The following is a 24,407-nucleotide window of genomic DNA, read 5'->3' as shown; positions in this document are numbered from 1 at the left end:
ATTAATCATAATACTGATCTATTAAATGAGCGGTCAACTACCGGATCTAGGTTAAATTATCCTTGCCATGAACCAACCGGTACAGTACCGGTAATACAAGCAGCGTCAGCGCGGTGGACGACAGGATGCCGCCAATCACCACTGTCGCCAGTGGACGTTGCACTTCCGCGCCAGTGCTCGTGGCAAGGGCCATGGGAATAAATCCAATGGCGGCCACCAGCGCCGTCATCAACACCGGCCGCAGCCGGGTAAGAGTGCCGGTTTGTATCGCATCATCCAGAGTGAATCCTTTCTCCCGCAAATCACGGATAAAGGCCAGCATCACCAGGCCGTTCAATACCGCGACCCCGGACAGTGCGATAAATCCAACTCCGGCGGAAATGGATAAGGGAATGTCGCGCAACCACAGTGCCAGGACCCCGCCGCTGAGGGCAAACGGAACGCCGGTAAACATCAGCAATCCGTCCCGGAAATTGCCAAACATCGTATAAAGCAGAACGAGAATCAGGCCCAGAGCAAGCGGAATAACGATCTGAAGGCGTTGCGCGGCGGAAATCAATTGCTCGAATTGGCCTCCCCATGCCACCCAATAGCCGGACGGGATCTGCACCTTCTCAGCGATGAGTGCTTGCGCTTCGTTGACAAACGAACCAAGATCCCGGCCACGTACGTTCGCGGTGACCACTACTCTGCGTTTGCCATTTTCGCGGCTTACCTGATTGGGGCCCTGGATAATTTCCAGGTTGGCCACCTCGCTTAACAGGACGTAGCCGAAAACATTCGGAGTAGCCGCCGTATTGCCCACGCTCGTATCAGGCAGTCGGATCGGCAAACGCCCGAGTGCCTCGATGTCACCGCGCTGGGACTCGGGCAGCCGGACCTGCAACTCGAAACGGCGGTCGCCCTCATAAATAGTGCCGGCGATTCTTCCACCAATACCGATCGTGACGGCGTCTTGTACATCCACCCCGTTCAAACCGTAGCGCGCCATCCTGGCGCGATCCATCTGTACGGAAAGTACCGGTAGTCCGGTAATCTGTTCGACTCGCACATCCGCGGCGCCCGGGACAGTAGCGAGAACTTTCTCGACCTGCTCCCCCACGGCGAGCAGTGTATCCATGTCATCACCGAACACCTTTACCGCGACATCCGCGCGCACACCCGACAGCAGTTCGTTGAATCGCATCTGTATGGGCTGGGTGAACTCGTAATTGTTACCAGGTATTTGCCGTACGGCCTGTTCCATTGCAGCCACCAACTCTGGCTTGGTATGGTGCGGCCCCGGCCATTCCGATTCTGGCTTAAGAATGACGAAGATGTCCGCCACACTGGGCGGCATGGGATCGGTTGCAATCTGGGCGACTCCAACCTTGGAGAAGGTCTTGTCCACCTCGGGGAATGCCTTGATCTTTTTCTCCAGCTCATTTTGCATCTCGATGGACGTGGTCAGGCTTGTGCCGACGATGCGTATCGCATGGAGCGCGATGTCGCCCTCGTTGAGGCTGGGTATAAACTCGCTGCCCATCCGTGTCGTCAACAGGCCGGACAGCACCACAATCACCACGGCAAGCGTGATGGTAAGCGCCTTATTACGCATGGCGGCGGCAAGTGCGGGCACGTAGACTTTCTTGGCCCATGTCACGGCGGGACTCTCTTTTTCCGCAACCTTGCCGGACAGAAAGAGCGCGATCGCAGCGGGGACAAACGTCACGGACAGAATCATCGCCCCCAGCAGCGCGATTACCACGGTGAAGGCCATGGGGTGGAACATTTTTCCTTCTACTCCCGAGAGCGCGAAGATGGGGAGGTAGACCACCATGATAATCAGCTCCCCATAAATCAATACCCTCCGGGCTTCCCTGGATGCGTCGAAGACCACTGAGAAACGTTCTGCAGGGGTTAATTCCCGCCCCAGCCTTGCCTGCTCATGGCCCAGTCGCCGAATGCTATTTTCGATAATGACAATGGCGCCGTCCACGATGATGCCAAAATCGAGTGCCCCCAGACTCATCAGGTTGGCGCTGACGTGATTGGCGACCATGCCGCTGAAAGTGAACAGCATGGACAGCGGGATGACCAGTGCGGCAATGAGCGCCGCGCGCAAATTGCCCAGAAACAGGAACAACACCACGATTACCAGTGTGGCGCCTTCGAAGAGATTGGTGGCAACAGTTCGAATGGATTTGTCGACCAGGGTGGTGCGATCGTATACGGCGGTGGCAACCACCCCTTCCGGCAGAGTACGATTAATCTCCGTTAATTTCTCAGCCACGGCCCTGGACACAGCCCGGCTGTTTTCACCGATCAACATATGTGCGGTGCCCAGCACCACTTCCTCGCCATTTTGCGTGGCGGCGCCGTTGCGCAGTTCCTTGCCGATAATCACATCGGCGACATCCTTGACGCGTATCGGTACTCCCTGGCGACTTCCCAGAATGATATCGGCAATCTCGTCCAGGTTCGTCACTTGTCCGGGTACCCGGACCAGATACTGCTCGCCGCTTTTTTCGATATAACCGGCGCCGACATTGAGATTGTTGCGTTCCAGAGCCAGGACGACATCTTGCGGCGTCAGACCGAACGAGAGCAGTTTTTCGGGATAAGGCGTCACGTGATACTGCTTGACGTAACCACCAATCGCATTGATTTCGGTAACGCCTCTAACCATGCGTAGCTGGGGCCGGATAATCCAGTCCTGGATTTCACGCAAATCCGTGATGTTATACGTCGCGCCATCCGGCTTTTTCGCGCCTTCCTCAGCATCGACGGTCCACATGAAAATTTCCCCCAAGCCGGTAGAAATTGGGCCCATCGTGGGCACAATTCCGGCAGGCAGGCTACCCTGCGCTTCCTGAATCCGCTGATCCACCAATTGCCGGGCAAAATAAATGTCCGTGCCATCGTCGAAAATAACGGTAACCTGGGATAGTCCGTAGCGCGAGATAGAGCGGGTATGGTGGAGATGGGGAAGTCCGGCCATCACGGTCTCGATCGGGAAAGTCACGCGTTGCTCGGCTTCCACCGGCGAATAACCGGGTGCCTGTGTATTGATTTGCACCTGTACATTGGTAATATCCGGAACTGCGTCGATGGGAAGCCTGTGGTAACTGTAAACCCCCAATCCAGCCATCGCCAGCACCGCGCCCAGGACGAATCCGCGCCGCTGTATGGATATGCGTAAAATACGTTCTATCATGGTCTTATCTTCGATGGACGTTTCATTGAGGGGGGCTTTTCGGGCGGCCAATATGATTTTCAATGATCATGGGATGCGCCGGCCTTGCCGAGTTCGGCTTTGATGGCGAAGCTATTCCCCGCCGCATATTGCTCTCCGGCGGAAAACCCGTTAAGTACTTCGACCATCCTGCCATCACTGCGACCCAGTTTCAGTGGACGCGCTTCGAAGTATTGGCCGTAGCGGCCGAATACCACTGACCAATCATGTAATGTCTGAATCGCATCCACGGAGACGGCGACCGGAACCTCAATTTCTTCCGTCACCAACTCCGCGGTAACGAACATGCCGGGTAGCCAATGGCCATCCTTGTTATCCAGCACAACCCGTGCCGTGGCGCTGCGGGTTTGGACGCCAATAAGTGCGCTGATAAAGGAAATGACGCCCGCCCCTTCGACATCGATCGCGGTTGATCTGATGACAGCTTTCTCTCCCAATCTAAGCACCTCCAGGTCTTTCGCATAAACCGTGACCTGAGCCCATACTGTCGACACGTCCGCTATGGTAAAGATGGCCGTATCCTCCTTGAGCGTCTGACCCTGGGCTATGGCTTTAGCTGTGATGAGCCCCGGATTGGGGGCGCGGATCTCGTAGCGGGCCAGATCACCTCGTTGGTGAATTGCCTCGGGCGGTACTCCAAGCGTACGCAATTTGGCCAAGGCAAGATCCGAGGCGATCTCGGCTTCAGTCAAAGCCTGCTGCGCCGCCAAATAATCCTGCTTGGCGGAGATCTTTTCTTCCCACAATTGCTTCTCACGCTCAAACGTCACTCGCGCCAAGCCAAATCGTTTTCGCGCGGCGAGGAATTGTGCACGCATTTCAGCCAGTATTTGGCTTTCGATGACTGCAAGCACCTCACCTTTCTTCACGTGTTGACCGTGATGGCGATAGACCGCGGTGACTATGCCTGGTAGACGCGGCACGACTTGTACAATAGTGTGTTCGTCGAATACGATTTCGCCCGGCAGCTTGAGTGTGGGCCTGATCGTAACCGGTCCGGCAGTGCGTATTTCCACGCCGATGCTCTTTAGTACTTCATCCGGCATTTCCACTCGTGCCTCGATCTGGTTGTAACCCCAGCGAAAGGTTCTACCCTTGTGTTCGGCGGCAATTGCCATATCGAAAGAGTGAGGCTCTTCCACCACTTGGTCGCCGAGCAGATAGCCGGCCTCAGGCTTGAAATTAAATACCTGCGCCGGTGCACCGAGACGCGATAGTGTGACGGTAACTCTGGCGGCTGCGGGAGGAAGTGGTTTGCCGTTTTCATAGAGGTAAAGCCGCAACTGCGGCGGCACCCCTTTCTCGAAGATAGTAATCTCTACGCCGAAGCCGTCGGTAGTGAATAGCTTCCCACCTTTAGGGCCTTTGCCTGGCCCGCGCTCTGTATTTTTATCCGCTGTCGGCGCGTTCCCGGTTTCGGAATACTTGTGCGCGTGGCTGGATGAATGAGCTTCGTCATGATCATCATGATCGTCATGCGGGGCATGGGGCGAGTCAGCCTTGCCATGGCTACCGTGCGTAGTTTCGGGCACCGCAGCTTTTTCCCAGGTAAGAATGAGTCCCCCCAACACAATTCCAATCGCGATAACGATGACTATTAGGACGGTTTGCCGTTTATTCACAATCCACTCCTTGAAGCTGTATTCGCGTTCTTGCCATTACTGGCCGAAGGACTCAGTCTGACTTCTGCGACGCCATCAATCGGTGCTGCAATCAGACGCTCTATTTCATTGACCAGCCGCTGATAATTCGCTAGCGCGCGCACATACAAAATCTGGTTCTGAAATAGGGTGCGCTGCGCGTCCAGTACTTCGAGATAGCCGAATTTTCCCAATTCGTAGCCTTTATTGGTAACTTCAAAGGCGCTCTTGGCGGCGGGAAGTATCTCATTGCGTAAAATGCCGGTTTCTCTTTGTGCGGCTGACAATGCCTCATAGGCCTGCGCAAGCTCTGTTTTAAGCCGCAACTCGATGGCTGCCTGCTCGTCAATGGCTTTATTCACGCGTTGATGGGCTTCCCGGATATTGCCCTGATTACGATTAAACAATGGCAGCGGTAATGTCACGGCGGCGATAGGCGTATTGCCTCCGAGCTGCGCGTGGTGCACGACTCCGGCATTAATGGTGAGGTTTGGTATGCGCCGTGTTTCCTCCACTTCGAGCAGTGCTTTACGTTGTTCTATGTTTTTCATGGCGCGCAGTGCCATGGGGCTGGCGAGCGCACGTTCCGCAAGTGCTTCGAAATTTGGCAGAACAACTGATGATTCAAGGTTTCCCAGGACCTTGTTAAATTGTGGGAAAGCGTCGCCCCATAGCAGAGTCAGCCGCTTGCGTGCCGCAGCCAGATCGCGTTGTGCCTGTTCCAGCTCAATTCTAGTGGTGGAAAATGCGACTCCCGCCCGGGTTTCCTCGATGGGTGGCACCTTGCCGGCCTGAACGCGCTTTGCTACCGCGTTCACCACCCTCTGCGCCAGTTGCTGGCTCTCCTCTGCAAGTCGTAGACGCTCTTGCCCCGCAAGGACCTCGGTAAACACATTTGCCACCCGTGCAATAAGTTCCACACGTCTGGTCTCAAAGTCTTGAGCGGCCAGTTCCTGGTTGAGTGAAGCAGCCACCACGCGCGCAGCACGTTTTCCGCCAAGCTCGATCAGTTGACTGATCCGAATGGTGGTGAGTTGTTGTACAACTTCTTTTGCGACGGACTCGGCGGAATTAATATCGTTTGTAAGTGGCCGGGTATTTCCAATATTTTCGACGTTTACCAATAGCTCAGGATTCGGCAACAGTCCGGCTTGAAGTGTGGCCCCTTCAAGGGCACGCATTTCCTTGGTGAAAGCCGCCAGTTCGGGATTACGCTGTAGTGTAAGGCGCGCAGCATCCCGCAAAGTAAGGTCATTCTTTTCTCCGGGCAAAGAGGGAGTGGAGTCATCCACGTTTCCACCCGGCAATGCGCCAGAAAAAGTATTTTCAGCAATGACCGCGGATGTGCAGCTGAGCGTCAGAATAAGCAATCCGGCCGATACCCGGCATCGTGGCACCGCGAACGATGCTTTAAAGTTCATAGGAATTTCTCCGCAAGTGTTATGCGTCAATAACCCGCTGCGTAATCAATTGCGCAATCGACATCGCTATAAGCGAAGCGGTTATAACGCCGATACAAGGCGGCAGATCCGCGTGGCGGGTCGCTTGACATTGCTTCAGGCGGCTTTAGCTACCCTTAGTTGTCCTTAGTTGCCTTAGCCGCCTTTAGTTGACTTGGGGCAGACCAGGCAAATGTCAGGAGCTAACCGGCGTGGCCTGCCGATCTAGCTTGCGAAGTGACTTTTGGGAGGATGAAGCGGGGAATCCGGAATGGATTCGGGAACGGTGACAGAAACAAATACCATCAAGGCTTCCGCACCGGCGGAAGCAGGTACGAGCGGAGGTGATGTAAAGAAAAAGGGCTGATATTGCCCGGCTGCATGGAGGCACAGATGCGTAGCGGCATCCATATGGCCTTCATCCTTGAAAACACTATTCTGATGAGCCTCAAGATGCGCCGCCGGATCGAGCGAGAGAACATGATGCTCATGATCCAGTTCGTGGGCAAATACCTCGCCATTAAACGCCCAGCCAAATGCGTTCGTCAGCATGCTGACAAATAATACAAATATGACAGAATAGATGTGGCGGCGTTTACTCATGACGCTCAGATTGTATACCCCTGTAAACGGTACTGCCAAATTTGTTTTTCATGGGATTTCCCAGTGTCGTCGGGTGATTGCCTGGATAACCGAGAAACATTCAAATGCTTCGCCATATGCGGCCATAATTGGACGGGACGGTTAGCCAGCGCTCCTGCCCCGCATTGGTAGAAAAGTTATCCAGGCCGTGCAGTTGCTCGGTGTAGCTGCCGGCGCGCATGAAAATGAACGGCACAGCCTGATCAACATCGGTAAAGTTCACTGCTACCAGACTCGTCGCGGCGGCGGTCTCACGCTGGAACAGCAGGATGCCACGCGAGAGGTAACGCTCGTAATCGTTGTAAAAATAATGGCTGCCACGACGCAACTCGGCGCAACGCTTACGCAGGTTCATTAGCCCGCGAGTCAGCTTGACCAGGCTTTTACCCGCCGTGTCATAGAAATAATCCCAGCGCAGCGGCCGCAGCAATAGGACCCGGCCGAGACCCGAATCGGGCAAGAAGTAGTTTTCGCCAAATTCCTGCCCCTGCCATAGCATGGGAATGCCTTTGGCCGCGAGCAGTGCAATCAGATAGGGTTGGAGCCGATACCATTGCGTACGGTCGCCTTCGGCAAATAATAGATTCCAGTCGCGATGACGCAGGCTGAATTCACATAGAAAGCGGCTGTGGTCATGGTTCTCGATGTATTGCAGCGGAGCCTTGGCCATTGTTTCGCCATTGTGGGTTGCCTGTTCGACGTATCCAAGCGCGCCAAGCCGCTGGCCGAGATTCCCGATCGCACCCGCCGCGCCGCGAGCGCAAGCCACTGCGGCTCCATAAGTGGCATTCTGCCAGGTGGCATTGCTGTAGCTTTGCTCGAGGATCTGTTCCGGGGCTTCCAGTTGTTCAGCGATCTGGATCAGCCGTGGGCCTTCCGGTGCATCGAACCGGCTTAGGCTGGTGAGGCCGGCGATCGAGGTTCTGACGTATTCGTAGGTATGGAAGACCAGATTGGCATAACCCATACCCAGCGCGCCATCCCAGTAGTTCGGCACGCAATCATAGCGGAAGCCGTCGATATGATAGGTATTCAACCAGTGAAGGTTGACACTGAAGAAGAAATCGCGGGTCAGAGTGCGGTTGAAATCAGTGCTGACACCGAAATAGTTCTGAGCAAACAACCCCATGAACGGATTTTCCTGGTACTGGAGCCGCCGGTAGAGATCAGCGTAAGGGAAGTCCTCGCCGGTATGACCATAAACTGCGTCAACAATTACCGCTAGTCCGCGCTGGTGTGCCGCATCGACGAATCGCTGGAAATCGTCGCGTCGCCCAAAGCGCTCATCGACTCCAAAATAGCCCAGTGGCAGATAACCCCAGTCAACCTCCAGCGAAACATTGTTGACGGGCATTACCGACAGCGCATTCACGCCGAGATCGGCAAGGTAGTCGAGCCGGTCGATCGCACCTTGCAAGCCGGTACCGAATTCGGCGAGGTTCAGCTCATACAGAATCAAGTCGTTTAGCGCGGGTGTTTTCCAGCCCGTCTCGCCGGTGCTCCAGGAATAAGGGGTGTAGCCGAGCGTGAAGGCCGAAAGTTTGCCGGTGGCATACTCGCGCGCGTAGGGATCGACGATCCAATCCAGCGCACCGGCGTTCGGATTGTGCAGCTCGAAACGGTACACATGCCGGCCAGGCGCACCGAAACGCGAGCCTGGCTGCGAGTCGCGAGTCGTGTTGAAATCGACGGCTGCCGACCAGATATCGCCGTAATCAGCATTGACATCATGCTGTAGTTCGAATGCAAGTGGTTGAATCGCCTGGATGAACTGGTCGCGCTCGTGAATGATTTTCACGAATAGGCGATTGCCATTTGATGCCGAAACCCATGGCAGCAATATACCGAAATTTACCACGCCAGGCGTGGATTCGTGGGGGCCGAGCTGATTCAGAGGAAGATTCTTCATGACTTGATACCCATGATTCTCCAACTGATGGGGCGGGTGCTTCTGACGTTGACAGATTATCCGGCGATAGGTGAATCAGGGATTTTCGTTACTTTCGCCTCCCTTCGATCCCCAGAATACCACCCAAGTTCCAAAATCACTCGAGAAATTCTCGAACCGGTGCTCAACATTGGCCGCCACAAAAAGACAATCACCCGCCTTGAATGAATGCGAATTCCCGCGAATGACGAGTTCACCCGTTCCCTTATGGATAAAATAGACCTCATCCTGTTCATGCGGAGTTTGCGGGTCGTGGCCGATAGGGGCGTAATACTCAACCGACATGGTTCCATGGGCAAGGGCGACGGCGAATCGCTCACCCATAGGCCATTCCACCGTGACGGGACCAGGAATGCGGGAGAGTACTTCTTCAACGGTTACCTTGGTTTTCAATGGACCCTCCTGACGGAACAAATTGCTAGCGGCCTGCCGGGCTTGAAGAATCGAGGCGAAATAGGGATCGGCCAGACGTTTTGCAGTTGATTTCCTTTAAGTTTGATAAGTTGCTAGTCATCGGTAACAGGCTCATCCACGGAGCTGTCCGGTAATTTCTGGAAACTGCCTGAAAGCGCCGCAAGAAACTGGCTACGGGCAGTCAGGAACTTATAAAGCGGGAAGGCGAGGACGCCAAAGAATAGCCCCAGAAGCAGGCCGGCAAATGGCGCCAAAAGGAGAACAAGAAATGCTTTGCTGATACCGCTGCTCTGAAAGGTATAAAAGGCATTGAAAGGTGAAAATAGCGTATTGGCGCAACAGAATGCCAATGAATTGAATTTGATAAAGGAAATGAAGTCCAGTTGTACGAGGTATTTGCTCATTTTTAGCCTTCATCCCTCATCGCATAATTAAGCGATTCCACTAAAGCGTGGTTGCGTGAGTTTGATTGTATGAAATCTACGCCCGGCACACAATGGCATGCACGCCCAACCGGCGAAAGCTGTCTCGCAACCCGTTTCACCATTACCTCGCACCCTAATGGATTATTTGGTTCGAACCAGGAAAACGAACGGCTTGCCGGAATCAGGGTTGTATGGTTTGTGCTTCATGGTTCCAAAAATAGTCATATTGTTCAGGGAAGATCCGATCAAGTTGATGTTTAGATGACCCATGCTAGACTGACACAAGGAATGCGAGATTCCTGTCTTCCAATGCAATGTTTCACGCTGCCATTTTTGAAGAATAATGCTTTCAGTATAGCGCAGCCGGGCTCACTGATCTGTGCAACAGGAACTGTTTTTTTGCCAAGAGAGGATGTCATGGAACAGCCTGCCGCAACCAGGTTCAACCTGCCCGACGGGGTGATTGCGCTGGTGCCAATGCGCAATGTCGTATTGTTTCCTCATGTCCTAATGCCCATCACCGTTGGCCGCGTGAAGTCGATCGCCGCTGTTGAGCACGCGCTTCAATCCAATACCCCGGTCGGTATCGTGTTGCAGAAGGACGCCGCTATCGATGACCCGGGCATTGATGCGCTATGCCCCATCGGTACGGTGGCCAACGTTTTGCGGCACATCGCTTCGGCCGATGGGTTACGCCATGCCGTATGCCAAGGGATTGAGCGTTTCCGCATCGAGGAACTGGTGGAGGGTTATCCGTTCCTGGCAGCTCGTGTGCAGCGTATTGATGAATCGGAACTGGTTTCTACCCAGGCTGAAGCGCTTGCCATGCAATTGCGTGAACGTGCGGTCGAGATCTTGTCGCTGCTGCCCGGCGTGCCTGCGGAGCTTGCGCATGCACTGCAGGCAACGCGTGCGCCATCGCACCTGGCGGATATTACCGCCAGTCTGCTCGATACGGAAGTAAACGAGAAGCAGATGCTGCTTGAAACCATGCGTACCGAGGAAAGGCTGCAAAAGGTGTTGCAGATCCTGTCGCGCCGCATCGAAGTACTCAGGCTGTCGCAGGAGATCGGTGAGCGAACGAAGGAACAATTGGAGGATCGTGAACGCAAGTTTCTTTTGCGTGAACAATTGAAGACCATCCAGAAGGAGCTCGGAGAAAGCGATGGCAATGATCAGGAAATCGAGCAGTTGGGCGAGGCGATCACCAACGCCGGCATGCCAGAGGAGGTAGAAGCACAGGCGCGCAAAGAGTTGCAGCGGCTGCAGCGGATGCCAGGCGCGTCGAGTGAATATTCAATGCTTCATACTTATCTGGAATGGATGACTGAATTGCCTTGGCGGTTGCCGGCCGATCCACCCATCGACTTGAATGCCGCACGCCAGATTCTTGAGGCCGACCACTTCGGGCTTGATCGTGTCAAGCGGCGTATTGTCGAATTCCTGGCAGTACAAAAGCTCAAGCCTCAGGGCCGCGCGCCAATTCTATGTTTCGTCGGGCCGCCAGGGGTGGGCAAGACTTCCCTCGGCCAGAGCATCGCGCGCGCATTGCAGCGGCCATTCGTCCGCGTGTCGTTGGGCGGGGTACACGACGAAGCCGAGATGCGTGGTCACCGCCGCACCTATATTGGCGCAATGCCGGGTAATATCGTGCAAAGCTTGCGCAAAGCTGGTGCGCGCAACTGTGTGATGATGCTCGATGAGGTCGACAAGATGTCGGCCAGTCTCCATGGCGATCCATCGGCGGCGCTGCTCGAAGTGCTGGATCCGGAACAGAATTCGACCTTTCGCGACAATTACCTCGGCGTACCGTTTGATTTGAGCCGTGTTGTCTTCATTGCCACGGCGAATGTAATCGATCATGTGCCGCCCCCGGTACGCGACCGCATGGAGATCATCGATCTGCCGGGCTATACCCGCGAGGAAAAGCTTCAGATCGCGCTGCGCTATCTGGTGCACCGTCAACGCGAGGCTAATGGCCTGAGCGAAGCGCAGTGCGAACTGGCGACCGAGGCGCTGGATAGCATCATTGCCAATTACACGCATGAGGCTGGAGTGCGCCAATTCGAACGGGAAATTGGGCGCGTAATGCGCCACATAGCCATGCGTGTCGCCGATGATGAGCGCCTCCAGGTACGTGTCAATGCCGCGGACCTCGACGCCATCCTCGGGCCCGCGAAATTCGAGCATGAAATCGGGCTGCGCACCAGTTTACCGGGGGTGGCCACCGGTCTGGCCTGGACGCCGGTGGGCGGCGACATCCTCTTCATCGAAGCCACGCGGGTAAGCGGCAGAGGACAATTGATTCTGACCGGCCAGTTGGGCGATGTCATGAAGGAGAGCGCTCAGGCGGCGCTCACCCTGTTAAAAGCACATGCAAACGACCTCAATATTCCCGCGGCAATGTTCGACGGCATCGACGTGCATGTGCACGTGCCGGCGGGCGCTATTCCGAAGGATGGCCCCAGCGCCGGGGTTGCCATGTTCGTGGCGCTCACGTCACTTTTTACCGATCGGCCGGTGCATCACGACGTGGCAATGACGGGCGAAATCAGTTTGCGTGGGTTGGTACTACCGGTGGGTGGCATCAAGGAGAAGGTGCTTGCCGCACAACGCGCGGGCTTGCGGAGAGTGCTGTTGCCGGCCCGCAATCAGAAAGATCTGAGCGAAGTACCCGAAGCGGCGCGGGCCGCTTTACAGTTCATCTTGCTGGAAACCGTGGCTGATGCGATTCAGGCGTCACTGGGCGAGCGCGGCGCCCGTCCTTCTGAGTCAGCGTTCAAGCTTGTCTGAGCACAGAGCTGGCTGGACCCAGGCAATTCAATTCTCAGGTATTGGTGTTCGATTGCTTACAGTGCCAGGGTGAAGCATCGCGTGTTGCGGCGATGTTACGGCTTGTTACGATACATGACCACCGTGAAGCGAACGCCGCGCTCGTCGCGCGTGGCGTCCAGATCAAAGGGGTAGGCATTATTGGCGTCAAGTTTACTGGCCACTGCGTCAGCATCAAGGCCGGCGTACCATGCCCATTTGCCGGCGCCTGGTTGCTCAGCGATCGCAGCGAATCGCTGCTGACCGTCCTCGACGTAGGCGCGCACACGCAGCAAGCTGGCACCCAGTTCGGCGAGCCTAGTATCAAGTTCGTGTGCGGTGAGGCCGGTTAAAAACCATGATGATCCAGATCGTTCCTCCAGAATCACGGCATATTTACGAACCCCATCCGCGACATACGTGACAAAGTCGGAGATGCCGTGGTGGCCGTCGAGGAACTTGCGCACAGTGACCTCATCCAGATCGAGATGAACGCTGGACAGTGGCCCCGGTTCCTTTTGCAAAACCAACGAAAAGCGTCGCTGTGACCCGCTGATATCGACAGTGATGGTGGCGGGCCGGGCTCCGGTTTCACGCGGCAGAACTTCAATCGCGGCGGCGTCGAGATCGAGCGTGTAACTGTGATCGAGTCCGGAATCCTTGAAGATCAGCGCGGCGAACCGTCGGTGACTGCCCGTGCCATAGCTCGACAGCCGCATCAGATTCATGCCCGGCACAACTATGCTGTCGATTTGATCTGATTCAATGTCGTGTGACCAGTACCAGGTCTCGGGTGATTTTCCTGCAATCATGCTTTCTCCTATCGCCACCCGGATCTGTGGAGCGGTTTTACGGATGGGTGAGGGTGGGGTGCCTGGTTAGCTTATTTCCAGCCCGACATTGAATGATCCAACATAACCTGTATCACTTTTGATGAGCGTCAGTATCAGTTGGTCTCCTCCACTCCATCGGAAAATACCATCCCCCTTATTTCTCGGCGCGCGCGGGCCCCTTTGGGCATACGGCTGCGTTGCATAAACATGATCGGTTATGGAGTCGTCGAAGTAGAATTGCGACGTGAACTCACGGGCTCGCATATATTTTGGATCGGTACGAATCTTGAAGTGGATATGGGGGGTTCTGCCCGAATACCAGCCGGGGTAGATAGTCGTAAATCGAACGCTGCCGTTTGTATCTGTGACTTGATAGCCGCGCAGGAATTTCTTGCCAACGGTATTAAAACCACTATCCATAACGTCCGAATAAACTCCCTGGGCATCGCAGTGCCAGATATCCACAACAGCACCCGCAAGCGGCTTGCAATCGGTTTTATCTACTGAGGAAACATGAATTTCGAGCGCAAGAGGTAATCCTTCTCTTATCGAGCCATCCGAGGGATCGGAGCGGATATCCGGACGATGCAGGCGCTCGTCAACAAAATAGGGACCCTCGGTCTGCTGGGGGGTGACAATGCAGGAAAGTATCCTTCCATTGACTTCCCTGGTACCGGAGCCGCGAGACGAGCAGCCAGTGAGCATATTTATTCCCGCTGCTCCCAGCAGGGTCAGCATTTTTCGTCGGCTTAACAGCCATTCCTGGTAATCATCAGCGCTCATGCTCCCTCTCATAAATTTTGGATCAGCGGTAAACCGCTAATGCCATTCCATCAGTAAACTTTGATGATTACTCATTCCCGAAGTTCCTGAAGCGAGTAACTCAAGTTTATTTCAGGTGGCAATACAACATACCATTGAGGCGTAATTTATTCCGGGGTGCCATGGTAGTTAGCCAAGAGCCTGCTCAACAGGTTGTTTTTCACTGCTGGCCACTCATGCTGAAGTATTGAATAAACAACCGTATCCCGGATTGAGCCATCAGGCATTCTTTGGTGGTTGCGTAGAACCCCGTCTTGTTTTGCCCCCAGCTTTTCAATTGAAGTTCTGGAGATATGATTAAAATAATGTGTTCTAAACTCCACCGCGATAGCATTTTTTTGCTCAAAAATATATCGAAGTAACAAAAACTTGCTCTCACTATTCACGCCTGTTTTACACACTGATTTTGCATACCAGGTGTAGCCTAGCATTGGCCTTTGGTTTAACTCATCAACGTTATAAAAACGGGTGGTGCCAACAATCCGGTTTGTTTTATTGAGCCTGACAGCAAACGCGATATTTCCTTTCGCTGCATCTTCAACGGCGTGCATCACATAGCTTTCCATTTGCTCCGGCGAGGGTACCTTCGCAAACCAGAGTTTCCAGAACTCTCCATCCTGTACAGCAGCCTTCAACGGTTCGACGTGATCAATCCCGAGAGGGGCAAGTGTTACAATCGCCCCCTTCAACTCCACCGGTTCAAGCCAGCTCATTTCTTCGTATGCTCATGCTGCTATTTATATGGGTAACAAGTATCAGGAATTTCGTCATTCCGGATTTGGTGTGGAATCCAGCTCGAATCAATAGTGATGTGCTTTGCACGCCGGATCAAAAATTACGTTGCATTGCGACGAGTTCTAAAACATTGGCTTCTTTTTAGCAGAGTTATAACGCTTGACCCCGCTCATGATTTCCGCTTTGGCATCTTTGACGCCAGCCCAGCCATTTATTTTGACCCATTTTCCCGTTTCCAGATCTTTATAGTGCGCGAAGAAATGTGCGATTTGCGAGAGCACCAGCTCAGGTAAATCGTCGTAGGATTTTTTTTTGCGGTAGAGGCCACATAGCTTATCTATGGGTACGGCCAGCACTTTGGCGTCCTCACCGGCTTCATCAGTCATTCTCAGCATGCCCAGCGGCCTGCAGCGTACTACCACGCCGGAAATGAGCGGAACCGGCGAAATCACCAGTACATCCACCGGATCACCATCTTTCGACAGTGTGTGAGGAATATAGCCGTAGTTGCATGGGTAGTGCATTGATGTAGACATGAAACGATCCACAAACATCGCGCCGGTCTCCTTATCCACTTCGTACTTGATGGGGTCGGCGTTCATGGGTATTTCTATGATGACGTTGAAATCATTGGGCACGTCACGGCCAGAATTTACCCGGTCGAGATTCATATTAAGTTCCTGTTCTTGGTGGCTGAAAAATGTCTATTATAACTATGAGTCTGAGAGATTACCCGATTTCCGTCCATGCGCATGTTGTTCAGTTTATCCATTATGGCTGCAATCGCCTATGCTGCATTGGCAGCATTGATATTTTTCGCCCAATCGAGCCTTGTCTATTATCCGGGATCCGGAAGAAATGTCATCGAAACACCTGATGACCGGGGACTTGGTTACGAGTCTGTGGAAATTGCTACCTCGGATGGTGAATCCCTGCATGGCTGGTTTATCCCTGTCCCAGCTGCAACGGGGACGGTATTGTTCTTTCATGGAAACGCCGGCAATATTTCGCATCGCATGGACTATCTGCTGATGTTTCATCGCCTTGGTTACAACACCCTCATTTTCGATTATCGCGGCTATGGTCAGAGTAGCGGATCTCCTTCCGAGTCCGGTACCTATCTTGATGCTCGGGCGGCGTGGCGTTACCTCACCGAAACAAAAGAAATTCCCTCAACGCATGTTGTATTATTCGGTGAATCCTTGGGCGGCGCAGTGGCGGCGTGGCTTGCGGTGCGAGAAAAACCGGCATTGCTGGTACTTGCCTCCGTATTCACTTCCATCCCCGACATGGCGGCGAAGATTTACCCTTTTTTGCCGGTACGTCTGTTATCCCGTTTTGAATATAGTACGATTGACTATTTGCGAACTGTTACTTGCCCGGTGTTCGTCGCGCATAGTCCACAGGATGACATTGTGCCGTTCACGCATGGCGAGGCGCTGTATCAGGCCGCACCTGAACCAAAGCAATTTCTGCGGTTGCAGGGCGGTCACAACAATGGATTTATTTTCATGCGGGAAGACTGGGTGGAAGCGTTGAGAAAGTTTATTGATGCAAACTTAGGCGCGGTCCCATAGCTTTACTATAAAGAGGAATAGCTGCAACTATGTTTTACGGATTAAATTTTCTTTGGACTATATCATGCTGGTAATAGCTCACCGTGGCGCACACACCGCAGTTCCTGAAAATACGTTGGCTGCTTTTGAAGCCGCGGTAGCGCTGGGTGTAAACGGCATCGAAACTGATGTGCGCATCAGTCTTGATGGTCTGCCGGTACTGATTCATGATCGTGTGATTGCATCGGGGCAAGCCGTGGCCGATCTCACCCGCAGAGACATCGAACAGGCTTCAGGACATGAGGTGCCAACGCTGGATGAAGCGCTGGAGCAATTCTCCGGCATCCTGTGGAATATCGAGATCAAGACAACGAGGGCATTATCCTCGGTCATAAGAGTGCTTGAAAAGCATCAGGCCAGCCATCGGATTGTCGTCAGCTCCTTCCGTCACGATCTGGTTGCAATCTGCGCGTCATCTCTTATGGTTAATTGCGGCCTGTTGGTGGCGCATCGGCCACAAACGCTAAATTCCTTGCTGGCTGATTCTGATTGTGATGGCAATCCCAGGGTCAATCATATTGTGTGGGATTATGATGTTCTGGATGATAGCCTGTTGAAGCAGGCGGCTATGGATGGTTTTCGTAATTTTGTCTATGGTCCGATGACAAAAATGGAGCACGACTACTGCCGGGAGCTCGGTGTGGATGGCGTGATTACCGACTATCCCCTTTTAGCCCAGAATGCGTAGCTTGCATTGAGAAAAAAAAGCGTTTCAGGTTGGCTAAAAGCACGGAAGAAAGCCGATAGTTATCTTGCAAGCGAAGTGCTTATTTGACTATTTTGATTTTCTGGCCGGGCACCGGCTCGCCCTCAGGATACTGGCCATTAAGTAAACGCAAGTAATTTTCGGCGTTTACACCCAGGGGAGAATTCCGTGCCAACTCAGTGTAGCTCAAACCTTTCCTGGCAGTGATGGTTCTGATTTCAAGCGGTTTGATGGATTCTCGCTCCGCATCGGTGAGCGCGCGGAAACTTTCAATCGCGTTGGAGATTACCGCGCGGTAACGATCGAACGCGGCGGGAGAATCGCTTTTCCCCGCAAGAAGATATGCCTTGCTGTCGTGGTAAATCACGCCTGCCTTGAACGGCTCTCCATTCTGTGTAGTGGAGGTCACAACAGCGACAGGCAAGCCGTTATTGGTCATCGATAAAATCTGATCGGAGGATTCAAGACGAAAGCGTTCCCGGGCAAAATCAGCCGGGGAACCGCGGGGCGTATCGAAGAGACTCAATGCCATCAGCGCATCCCCATCGGGACTGGTCGCCACAACTTCATCGGGCTTGTTGCGTACACGCCAATCGGGAGGAAACGACAACATGAACCCCATCTCTTTATGCCGAAACGTACTTCCTCGCACAACCCCTTGGTTGACCGCATCGCCAAATACCATCCCGTCGGTTTGGCGCAGGAATTCCGCGCGACGATCATCCGTGCCAGCCGGTTCGATGTATTGGTTCGCTTCGCTAACCACTTCCTGCAGGCGTGTGTCATTGTCGGGGTGAGTGGCAAAAATGCCATGATAGCGACGCGGTTCACGGCCTTCCTGCTTGGCGACTTCAATGTCAAATAGCTCCTGATTTTTCAGCACGCCAATGACCTTGATCATTGCCTGCGGATCATAGCCGCTTCGCGCAAGATACTCGGCACCCAGACGATCCGCCTCCAGCTCGTGGCTACGGCCATAGCCCGAAAGGAGGGCACTGCCGGTAAACCCTAGAAGGCTCTGAAAGCCTTGTGCCAGTTGCCCGCCCAGTTGCGGCATAAATATTCCCGCCACCAGGCCCCCGACAGTGGCAGCGGCATTGGCGGCAGTAGCGGCGCTATATTGCCGTACGCTGTGGCGCGCTGTCACGTGGCCAATCTCATGCCCCAGCACGGCGGCAAGTTCGGCTTCGGAGTTAAGATATGCCAGTATGCCGCGCGTGACATAAATATAACCGCCGGGCAGGGCAAAAGCATTTACCTGAGGACTGTCGACGACCGTGAAATGATATTCGAGCTGCGGCCGGTGGCTTTTTTTGGCGAGTTTTTGTCCGACTGTATTAACATAGTTCTGGAGGGCGGGCAGATCATAATTATCATATTTCTTCTGAATTTCCGCGGCGGCCTGCCGCCCCTTGTTCATCTCGTCGGCTTCCGACATGAGAGTGAAGTTCCGGCTGCCGGTAACCGGATTTATCGCGCAACCCGCAAATAGAAGTATCGTACTGAGCGCAACGATAAATCCAGGTGTGGATGAAGTCCTCATGGCGCTATATCAACCTAATCTTCATCTTTTTGGTGAATTCGCTACCGACTACCAGATTTAGGTTAACGATTGAAATACGAAAAAGTTGCAGGAAATAAAAAAGGGCAGCTCGAAGCTGCCCTTGGTTTACCTGGTGACCCTTACCACCCGCCCTAGCTGCCATCATACAGATAGAGATAGAGAGGGGATGGAAACAGTGTTAAGCCGTTGTCTGTTTTTCCGTCTTTTTGCCGTATTTCTGGCGAAATTTCTCTACCCGCCCCGCAGTATCAACGATTTTTTGCTTACCGGTATAGAACGGATGGCAGACTGAGCATACTTCTATATGCAAAGGCTTGCTCATGGTGGAGCGGGTCTGAAATGTGTTGCCGCAACTGCAGGTCACGGTGATTTCCTGATAATCTGGATGAATTTCTGCTTTCATGGTTCGTGTCCTTGATCTAACCCCGTCCGGCAGGCTGCGGAACGGAAAGGGGCATATTATCCTTTAATCCGGAAGGGGTTGCAACAATGCGGTTGTTATGTGGAGGTTGCCGGTGGGCTTGAATCAGGAACACAAGACGTATTTCCCTGATCCATCATCGCCTATACCCGCCGCATTGAATCGAAGAAATCCGCGTTGTTTTTCGTGGCCTTGATCTTGTCGAGCAAGAATTCCATTGCATCCATGTCATCCATCGGATAGAGCAGCTTGCGCAGCACCCAGATTTTCTGTAACACGTCGGGCTTGATAAGCAATTCTTCCTTGCGGGTACCGGAACGGTTGACGTTGATTGCCGGATAGGTGCGTTTTTCCGCCATGCGCCGGTCGAGGTGGATTTCCATGTTGCCGGTGCCTTTGAATTCCTCATAGATCACATCATCCATGCGCGAGCCGGTATCGACCAGTGCGGTGGCGATGATGGTGAGGGAGCCGCCTTCTTCGATGTTGCGCGCGGCACCAAAAAAACGCTTGGGACGCTGCAATGCATTGGCATCGACGCCACCCGTCAGTACCTTGCCGGAGGCAGGTACTACCGTATTGTATGCGCGTGCCAGACGCGTGATCGAGTCCAGTAATATCACCACATCCTTCTTGTGTTCCACCAGCCGCTTGGCTTTTTCAATGACCATGTCGGCGACTTGTACGTGACGCACCGCCGGTTCATCAAAAGTGGAAGAAACCACTTCGCCTCTGACCGAACGTATCATCTCGGTCACTTCTTCGGGGCGCTCATCTATCAGCAGCACCATCAGGATAACGTCAGGATGGTTGGCGGCGATCGCGTGAGCGATATGTTGCAGCATGACAGTTTTCCCCGATTTAGGACTCGCCACCAGCAGGCCGCGCTGTCCCTTGCCGATGGGGGCAATGAGATCGATGATGCGGCTGGTGACATTTTCCTCGGCTTTGATGTCACGTTCGAGCAGAAGCCGTTGGGTGGGAAAAAGCGGGGTAAGGTTTTCAAACAGAATTTTATGCTTGGAGTTTTCCGGCGGCTCGTTGTTGACCTTGTCTACCTTTACCAGTGCGAAATAGCGTTCGCCATCCTTGGGAGTGCGGATTTCGCCTTCTATCGAATCTCCGGTATGCAGGTTGAAACGCCGGATTTGGCTGGGGGAGACGTAGATGTCGTCGGGGCCCGCCAAATAGGAGGTATCCGGTGATCGCAGAAACCCGAAACCATCCTGCAAGACTTCCAGCGTGCCTTCACCGAAAATACTCTCTCCCTTTCGCGCCTGGTTTTTCAGCAATGCGAAAATCAAATCCTGTTTTCGCAGACGGTTGGCGCCGTCAATTTCATTGGCAATAGCCATCTCTACCAGTTCGGTGACATGGAAGTTCTTAAGGTCGGATAGGTGCATGGACGGAATTCGTGGGTGAAAAAGCAGGAGGCGTAAAGCGTCAGAAAACGTTGGGGAAGGGCGATGGGGTAGGGCAAGAATTAGAAGCGGGATCCAACCGGATTCCGCTTTACTTACTTTAGGGAGGCAACAGTTATAAGAGTAGCCGGTTTAAATATGGCTGTCAATAAAAGCGGTCAATTGCGATTTGGATAGTGCGCCAACTTTGGTTGCCTCAATATTGCCATTCTTGAACAACATGAGCGTGGGGATACCCCGGATACCGTATTTTGGGGGCGTCGCCTGATTTTCGTCAATATTAAGTTTTGCCACCTTGAGCCGCTCCCCATACTCTTTAGCAACTTCGTCCAGAATGGGTGCGATCATCTTGCACGGACCACACCATTCCGCCCAATAATCAACCAATACGGGCACGGCTGATTGCAAGACTTCGGATTCAAATGTTCCATCGGAGACGTAATGGATATGCTGGCTCATGGGGCTCTCATTCAAAGGTTAATATATTCGGCTAATGACGTACGGCAAGGCGGAGGTATCGGTGTATACGTCTGAGCCGGTCAGAATAGATGTATAAGATAACAGAACATAGAAACTATATGCTAAAAAATTAAATATTGTTATATTTTGCCTATGCTAGCGAAAAAATGTGCGAAAGGGAAGCGTCATATCATAATCAAATTATGATCAGTGACACACGATATAAAAAATACCCTGGCACCGTGCGTATACCGCCTAATCCGGGTGTGACATCCGGCCCTGTGGGTAAAAGCCTTTTACGTTTGATTCCGATTCCGCCGGATATCAGGCGATTTTTCCCCACGAATCCCGCAATGTTACCGCACGGTTGAATACCGGTTTGCCCGGTTCCGTGTCCTTGCGGTCGGCGATGAAATAACCGTGACGTTCGAACTGGAAACGATCTTCCGGCTGAGCCTCGCTGAGCGAAGGTTCCACGTAAGCGGTGGTGATTTTCTTCGAATGCAAATTGAGAGACGCCTTATAGTCTCCTCCTCCTCCGGCATCCGGATGCGCTTGTGCAAACAGACGATCATAAAGCCTTACCTCGATTTGCTGCGCATGTTTCGCTGCAAGCCAGTGGATATTGCCCTTCACTTTGCGTTTCTCCGCTCCCGCCGTGCCGCTTTTGGTGTCGGGATCATAGGTACAGTGAATTTCCATGATTTCTCCGTTCGCATCCTTTACGACGCTAACGCATTTTATAATGTAAGCGTAACGCAACCGTACTTCGGCACCGGGAGAAAGGCGGAAATAGCCCTTGGAGGGAATTTCCATGAAATCACCGCGCTCGATATAAATAATTTTCGACAGCGGCACGATGCGCTTTCCCCACTCCGGCTTTTGTGGATGATTAGGGGCAAGGCATTCCTCTTCGCTATCTTCTGCATAATTGTCGATAATGACTTTTAGCGGCTCTAGGACGGCGATACGCCGGGGTGCACGATCATTCAGGTCTTCGCGCAGGCAGTCTTCCAGCACGCCCATATCTATCCATGAGTCGGCTTTGCTGATACCGATGCGCTCGGCAAAAAGACGTATGGACTCGGGCGTGTATCCTCGACGCCGCACGCCGGCCAGGGTATTCATGCGCGGATCATCCCAGCCATCGACGAAACCATTTTCAACCAGCTCGATCAGTTTTCGCTTGCTCATCACCGTATAGGTTAGATTCAGTCGCGCAAACTCGATTTGCTGCGGGTGGCATGGAACAACGTCTTTCAACTGATCCAGTACCCAGTCGTAGAGAGGGCGGTGATCCTCGAATTCCAGCGTGCAAAGCGAGTGGGTAATTTTCTCCAGCGCATCGGAAATACAATGCGTGTAATCATACATCGGGTAGATGCACCATTTATCGCCGGTACGGTGATGATGAATGCGACGGATGCGGTAGATCACCGGATCGCGCAGGTTAATGTTGGGAGAGGTCATGTCGATCTTGGCGCGTAAAACGTGGGTGCCGTCGGCGAACTCCCCTGCTTTCATGCGGCGGAACAGGTCGATATTCTCCGCAATGGCGCGTTCACGGTATGGACTGTTCTTGCCACCCTCGGTTAAAGTGCCGCGTAGCGCGCGGATCTCCTCGGCATTGAGGCTGTCCACATAGGCTTTCCCCTGGCTGATGAGACATTCGGCAAATTCGTAAAGTTTGTCAAAATAGTCGGAAGCATAGTGGAGATGCTCTCCCCAATCGAAACCAAGCCAACGGACCGAATCGAGTATTGAATCGACATACTCCTGCTCTTCTTTCTCGGGATTGGTGTCATCGAAGCGCAGATGGCAAGAGCCGTTATAATCACGTGCGAGGCCAAAATTGAGGCATATGCTTTTTGCATGCCCGATGTGGAGATAGCCATTCGGTTCCGGCGGGAAACGGGTTTCCACCCGTCCATTCCATTTGCCGGCGCGATTGTCTTCTTCAATGATGCTACGGATGAAGTTGGAAACGGGCGGCGTGGCGGGGATAGCTGCGGAATTATCTTTCAAGTCGGCCTCTCGGAATATCATTCTTATACGTCAGACAAACTATTATAGTGGTAATCGTATTCAGGAAGCTCCTGAATACGTTTTTCATTGTATTTTTGGGTCGGCAAACTTTCTGTCTAAGCCCAGGAAACGACTCAAGAATTTATTTGGAGGAGAGAGTTACCCGATAAGCCGCAGTAACACAGGCGAGGATATTTGCACTACACTGATTGTCATGAAGCCCCTTACTTTTTCCATTCTGCGTCTATTGAGCGATGGTGCCTTCCATTCCGGTGTGACGATTGCCCAGAGGCTGGATGTCTCGCGCGCAAGCATCTCTAATGCGCTCCGCGACCTGGACGAAGTGGGTCTGACCGTGCACAAGGTGCACGGTCGCGGTTATCGTCTGCCTGACCCGGTGCATTGGTTGGAGCGAAACACTATTTTGAAGCATCTCGGCAAGGAAGCGCGCAATTTTAATCTGGAAGTGCTGGATATCGTCGAATCCACCAATAGCCTGTTATCACAAAAAGCTGCGATGGTATCGAGTCCCGGTAACGACAGTATTCATGTGATCGCAGCCGAGTTGCAAACGCGCGGACGCGGACGGCGCGGGCGGCAATGGCATTCCGGCCTGGGTGACGGTCTTACTTTTTCCCTGTTATGGCGGTTCCAGCAGGGTGCGAGTTTTCTATCGGGTTTGAGCCTTGCTGTCGGAGTAGCTATCCTGCGCGCGCTAAGATCGATAGGGATTAAAGATGCCGCGCTCAAGTGGCCGAATGACGTGATGGTTAGCTTCTGTAAATTGGCGGGAACACTGATCGAATTGCAGGGCGACATGTTTGGTCCTACCGTTGCGGTGATCGGTGTCGGCATGAACCTGAAATTGCCGGACACCATCCAGGCGCGTATAGATCAGGGGGCTACAGATATATTCTCCATCACTGATGAAATGCCTGACCGTAACAAATTGCTGGCGATACTATTGATTGAACTCATAACGATGCTAAGGGAATTCGAGCACCGGGGCTTTGCACCGTTCCAGAAAGAATGGGTGGATCACCATATATGTGAAAATAAACCTGTCACACTCAGCCTGCCTGATGGCTCAAGCCAGGAAGGCATAGTACATGGCATAGCGGCCGATGGATCGTTGCTGCTCCAGACTGCGGCAGGAACTCATGGTTATAGCAGCGGCGAGATACTGCTGTGCAGGATGGCATAATCCTGGTCGGGTGGTTGACCGCTCATATTCCATATTAGTGTTATGAT

The 24,407-nt window shown here is 53.2% G+C and carries 20 protein-coding genes; 4 read left to right on the top strand and 16 right to left on the bottom strand.

Annotated features, from left to right (window positions below; translation table 11 throughout):
- Nucleotides 1-46: 46 nt before the first annotated feature.
- The 7 genes from BLR00_RS14640 to BLR00_RS14610 form a co-directional block, all read right to left on the bottom strand.
- Nucleotides 47-3,196, bottom strand: a complete 3,150-nt coding sequence (locus tag BLR00_RS14640) for an efflux RND transporter permease subunit (protein ID WP_074634342.1) — start codon at nucleotides 3,194-3,196, stop codon at nucleotides 47-49.
- A gap of 59 nt (nucleotides 3,197-3,255) precedes the next feature.
- Nucleotides 3,256-4,857, bottom strand: a complete 1,602-nt coding sequence (locus BLR00_RS14635; RefSeq protein WP_308811288.1) for an efflux RND transporter periplasmic adaptor subunit — start codon at nucleotides 4,855-4,857, stop codon at nucleotides 3,256-3,258.
- A complete protein-coding gene (locus tag BLR00_RS14630; protein ID WP_081346787.1) occupies nucleotides 4,854-6,296 on the bottom strand; it encodes a TolC family protein in 1,443 nt (480 codons plus the stop codon). The genes BLR00_RS14635 and BLR00_RS14630 overlap by 4 nt, the downstream gene beginning before the upstream one ends.
- 243 nt (nucleotides 6,297-6,539) lie before the next feature.
- Nucleotides 6,540-6,917: a hypothetical protein gene (locus BLR00_RS14625; protein WP_074633869.1), complete on the bottom strand. Its 378-nt coding sequence runs from the start codon at nucleotides 6,915-6,917 to the stop codon at nucleotides 6,540-6,542.
- 100 nt (nucleotides 6,918-7,017) lie between these two features.
- Nucleotides 7,018-8,865, bottom strand: a complete 1,848-nt coding sequence (locus BLR00_RS14620) for an alpha-amylase family glycosyl hydrolase (protein ID WP_074633868.1) — start codon at nucleotides 8,863-8,865, stop codon at nucleotides 7,018-7,020.
- A 75-nt stretch (nucleotides 8,866-8,940) separates the two neighbouring features.
- A complete protein-coding gene (locus tag BLR00_RS14615) occupies nucleotides 8,941-9,297 on the bottom strand; it encodes a cupin domain-containing protein (RefSeq protein ID WP_074633867.1) in 357 nt (118 codons plus the stop codon).
- 113 nt (nucleotides 9,298-9,410) lie between these two features.
- Nucleotides 9,411-9,722: a hypothetical protein gene (locus tag BLR00_RS14610; protein WP_074633866.1), complete on the bottom strand. Its 312-nt coding sequence runs from the start codon at nucleotides 9,720-9,722 to the stop codon at nucleotides 9,411-9,413.
- Between the two features lie 438 nt (nucleotides 9,723-10,160).
- Between BLR00_RS14610 and lon the strand changes: the two genes are divergently transcribed.
- Nucleotides 10,161-12,536: an endopeptidase La gene (gene lon / locus BLR00_RS14600; protein ID WP_074634341.1), complete on the top strand. Its 2,376-nt coding sequence runs from the start codon at nucleotides 10,161-10,163 to the stop codon at nucleotides 12,534-12,536.
- Between the two features lie 95 nt (nucleotides 12,537-12,631).
- Here lon and BLR00_RS14595 read toward each other — a convergent pair whose 3' ends face one another.
- The 4 genes from BLR00_RS14595 to ppa all read right to left on the bottom strand — a co-directional run bounded on the left by BLR00_RS14595 (nucleotide 12,632) and on the right by ppa (nucleotide 15,615).
- Entirely contained in the window at nucleotides 12,632-13,384 is a 753-nt protein-coding gene (locus BLR00_RS14595; RefSeq protein ID WP_143007660.1) for a hypothetical protein, read from the bottom strand.
- 48 nt (nucleotides 13,385-13,432) lie between these two features.
- The gene (locus BLR00_RS14590) at nucleotides 13,433-14,170 is read right to left on the bottom strand and encodes an intradiol ring-cleavage dioxygenase (RefSeq protein ID WP_107797597.1); all 738 of its coding nucleotides are present in this window, start codon (nucleotides 14,168-14,170) and stop codon (nucleotides 13,433-13,435) included.
- 146 nt (nucleotides 14,171-14,316) lie between these two features.
- The gene (locus BLR00_RS14585) at nucleotides 14,317-14,922 is read right to left on the bottom strand and encodes a GNAT family N-acetyltransferase (RefSeq protein WP_074633862.1); all 606 of its coding nucleotides are present in this window, start codon (nucleotides 14,920-14,922) and stop codon (nucleotides 14,317-14,319) included.
- Nucleotides 14,923-15,066: 144 nt separating this feature from the next.
- The gene (ppa, locus tag BLR00_RS14580; RefSeq protein ID WP_074633861.1) at nucleotides 15,067-15,615 is read right to left on the bottom strand and encodes an inorganic diphosphatase; all 549 of its coding nucleotides are present in this window, start codon (nucleotides 15,613-15,615) and stop codon (nucleotides 15,067-15,069) included.
- Between the two features lie 75 nt (nucleotides 15,616-15,690).
- On the opposite strand from ppa, the gene BLR00_RS14575 reads away from it, so the two are divergent.
- Nucleotides 15,691-16,521 (top strand): alpha/beta hydrolase, encoded by an 831-nt coding sequence (locus tag BLR00_RS14575; RefSeq protein WP_074633860.1) that lies wholly within the window; start codon nucleotides 15,691-15,693, stop codon nucleotides 16,519-16,521.
- 64 nt (nucleotides 16,522-16,585) lie between these two features.
- A complete protein-coding gene (locus BLR00_RS14570; protein WP_074633859.1) occupies nucleotides 16,586-17,248 on the top strand; it encodes a glycerophosphodiester phosphodiesterase in 663 nt (220 codons plus the stop codon).
- 79 nt (nucleotides 17,249-17,327) lie between these two features.
- Here BLR00_RS14570 and BLR00_RS14565 read toward each other — a convergent pair whose 3' ends face one another.
- From BLR00_RS14565 to BLR00_RS14545, 5 genes are all read right to left on the bottom strand, one after another.
- Nucleotides 17,328-18,809, bottom strand: a complete 1,482-nt coding sequence (locus tag BLR00_RS14565) for a M48 family metalloprotease (protein WP_256324166.1) — start codon at nucleotides 18,807-18,809, stop codon at nucleotides 17,328-17,330.
- A gap of 199 nt (nucleotides 18,810-19,008) precedes the next feature.
- Entirely contained in the window at nucleotides 19,009-19,233 is a 225-nt protein-coding gene (gene rpmE / locus BLR00_RS14560; RefSeq protein ID WP_074633858.1) for a 50S ribosomal protein L31, read from the bottom strand.
- A gap of 161 nt (nucleotides 19,234-19,394) precedes the next feature.
- Nucleotides 19,395-20,654 carry a transcription termination factor Rho gene (rho, locus tag BLR00_RS14555; protein ID WP_004179512.1) on the bottom strand — a complete coding sequence of 420 codons (1,260 nt, stop codon included), beginning with the start codon at nucleotides 20,652-20,654 and terminating at the stop codon, nucleotides 19,395-19,397.
- 150 nt (nucleotides 20,655-20,804) lie between these two features.
- Complete coding sequence (trxA, locus tag BLR00_RS14550; RefSeq protein ID WP_074633857.1) at nucleotides 20,805-21,131, bottom strand: thioredoxin TrxA; 327 nt, start codon at nucleotides 21,129-21,131, stop codon at nucleotides 20,805-20,807.
- A 324-nt stretch (nucleotides 21,132-21,455) separates the two neighbouring features.
- Nucleotides 21,456-23,177, bottom strand: a complete 1,722-nt coding sequence (locus BLR00_RS14545; protein WP_256324165.1) for a glutamine--tRNA ligase/YqeY domain fusion protein — start codon at nucleotides 23,175-23,177, stop codon at nucleotides 21,456-21,458.
- A 193-nt stretch (nucleotides 23,178-23,370) separates the two neighbouring features.
- On the opposite strand from BLR00_RS14545, the gene BLR00_RS14540 reads away from it, so the two are divergent.
- Complete coding sequence (locus BLR00_RS14540; RefSeq protein ID WP_074633856.1) at nucleotides 23,371-24,360, top strand: biotin--[acetyl-CoA-carboxylase] ligase; 990 nt, start codon at nucleotides 23,371-23,373, stop codon at nucleotides 24,358-24,360.
- Nucleotides 24,361-24,407 lie beyond the last annotated feature (47 nt).

This window comes from Nitrosospira multiformis, assembly GCF_900103165.1.
Lineage (GTDB): Bacteria > Pseudomonadota > Gammaproteobacteria > Burkholderiales > Nitrosomonadaceae > Nitrosospira > Nitrosospira multiformis_D.
This window is presented reverse-complemented; position numbering and strand designations above follow the sequence as displayed.

Coding starts and splice junctions, on each gene's coding strand:
- BLR00_RS14640 (WP_074634342.1), bottom strand. CDS start 3,196: ATGATAGAACGTATTTTACGCATATCCATACAGCGGCGCGGATTCGTC.
- BLR00_RS14630 (WP_081346787.1), bottom strand. CDS start 6,296: ATGAACTTTAAAGCATCGTTCGCGGTGCCACGATGCCGGGTATCGGCC.
- BLR00_RS14625 (WP_074633869.1), bottom strand. CDS start 6,917: ATGAGTAAACGCCGCCACATCTATTCTGTCATATTTGTATTATTTGTC.
- BLR00_RS14620 (WP_074633868.1), bottom strand. CDS start 8,865: ATGAAGAATCTTCCTCTGAATCAGCTCGGCCCCCACGAATCCACGCCT.
- BLR00_RS14610 (WP_074633866.1), bottom strand. CDS start 9,722: ATGAGCAAATACCTCGTACAACTGGACTTCATTTCCTTTATCAAATTC.
- lon (WP_074634341.1), top strand. CDS start 10,161: ATGGAACAGCCTGCCGCAACCAGGTTCAACCTGCCCGACGGGGTGATT.
- BLR00_RS14590 (WP_107797597.1), bottom strand. CDS start 14,170: ATGAGCGCTGATGATTACCAGGAATGGCTGTTAAGCCGACGAAAAATG.
- BLR00_RS14585 (WP_074633862.1), bottom strand. CDS start 14,922: ATGAGCTGGCTTGAACCGGTGGAGTTGAAGGGGGCGATTGTAACACTT.
- ppa (WP_074633861.1), bottom strand. CDS start 15,615: ATGAATCTCGACCGGGTAAATTCTGGCCGTGACGTGCCCAATGATTTC.
- BLR00_RS14575 (WP_074633860.1), top strand. CDS start 15,691: ATGCGCATGTTGTTCAGTTTATCCATTATGGCTGCAATCGCCTATGCT.
- BLR00_RS14570 (WP_074633859.1), top strand. CDS start 16,586: ATGCTGGTAATAGCTCACCGTGGCGCACACACCGCAGTTCCTGAAAAT.
- BLR00_RS14565 (WP_256324166.1), bottom strand. CDS start 18,809: ATGAGGACTTCATCCACACCTGGATTTATCGTTGCGCTCAGTACGATA.
- rpmE (WP_074633858.1), bottom strand. CDS start 19,233: ATGAAAGCAGAAATTCATCCAGATTATCAGGAAATCACCGTGACCTGC.
- rho (WP_004179512.1), bottom strand. CDS start 20,654: ATGCACCTATCCGACCTTAAGAACTTCCATGTCACCGAACTGGTAGAG.
- trxA (WP_074633857.1), bottom strand. CDS start 21,131: ATGAGCCAGCATATCCATTACGTCTCCGATGGAACATTTGAATCCGAA.
- BLR00_RS14545 (WP_256324165.1), bottom strand. CDS start 23,177: ATGATATTCCGAGAGGCCGACTTGAAAGATAATTCCGCAGCTATCCCC.
- BLR00_RS14540 (WP_074633856.1), top strand. CDS start 23,371: ATGAAGCCCCTTACTTTTTCCATTCTGCGTCTATTGAGCGATGGTGCC.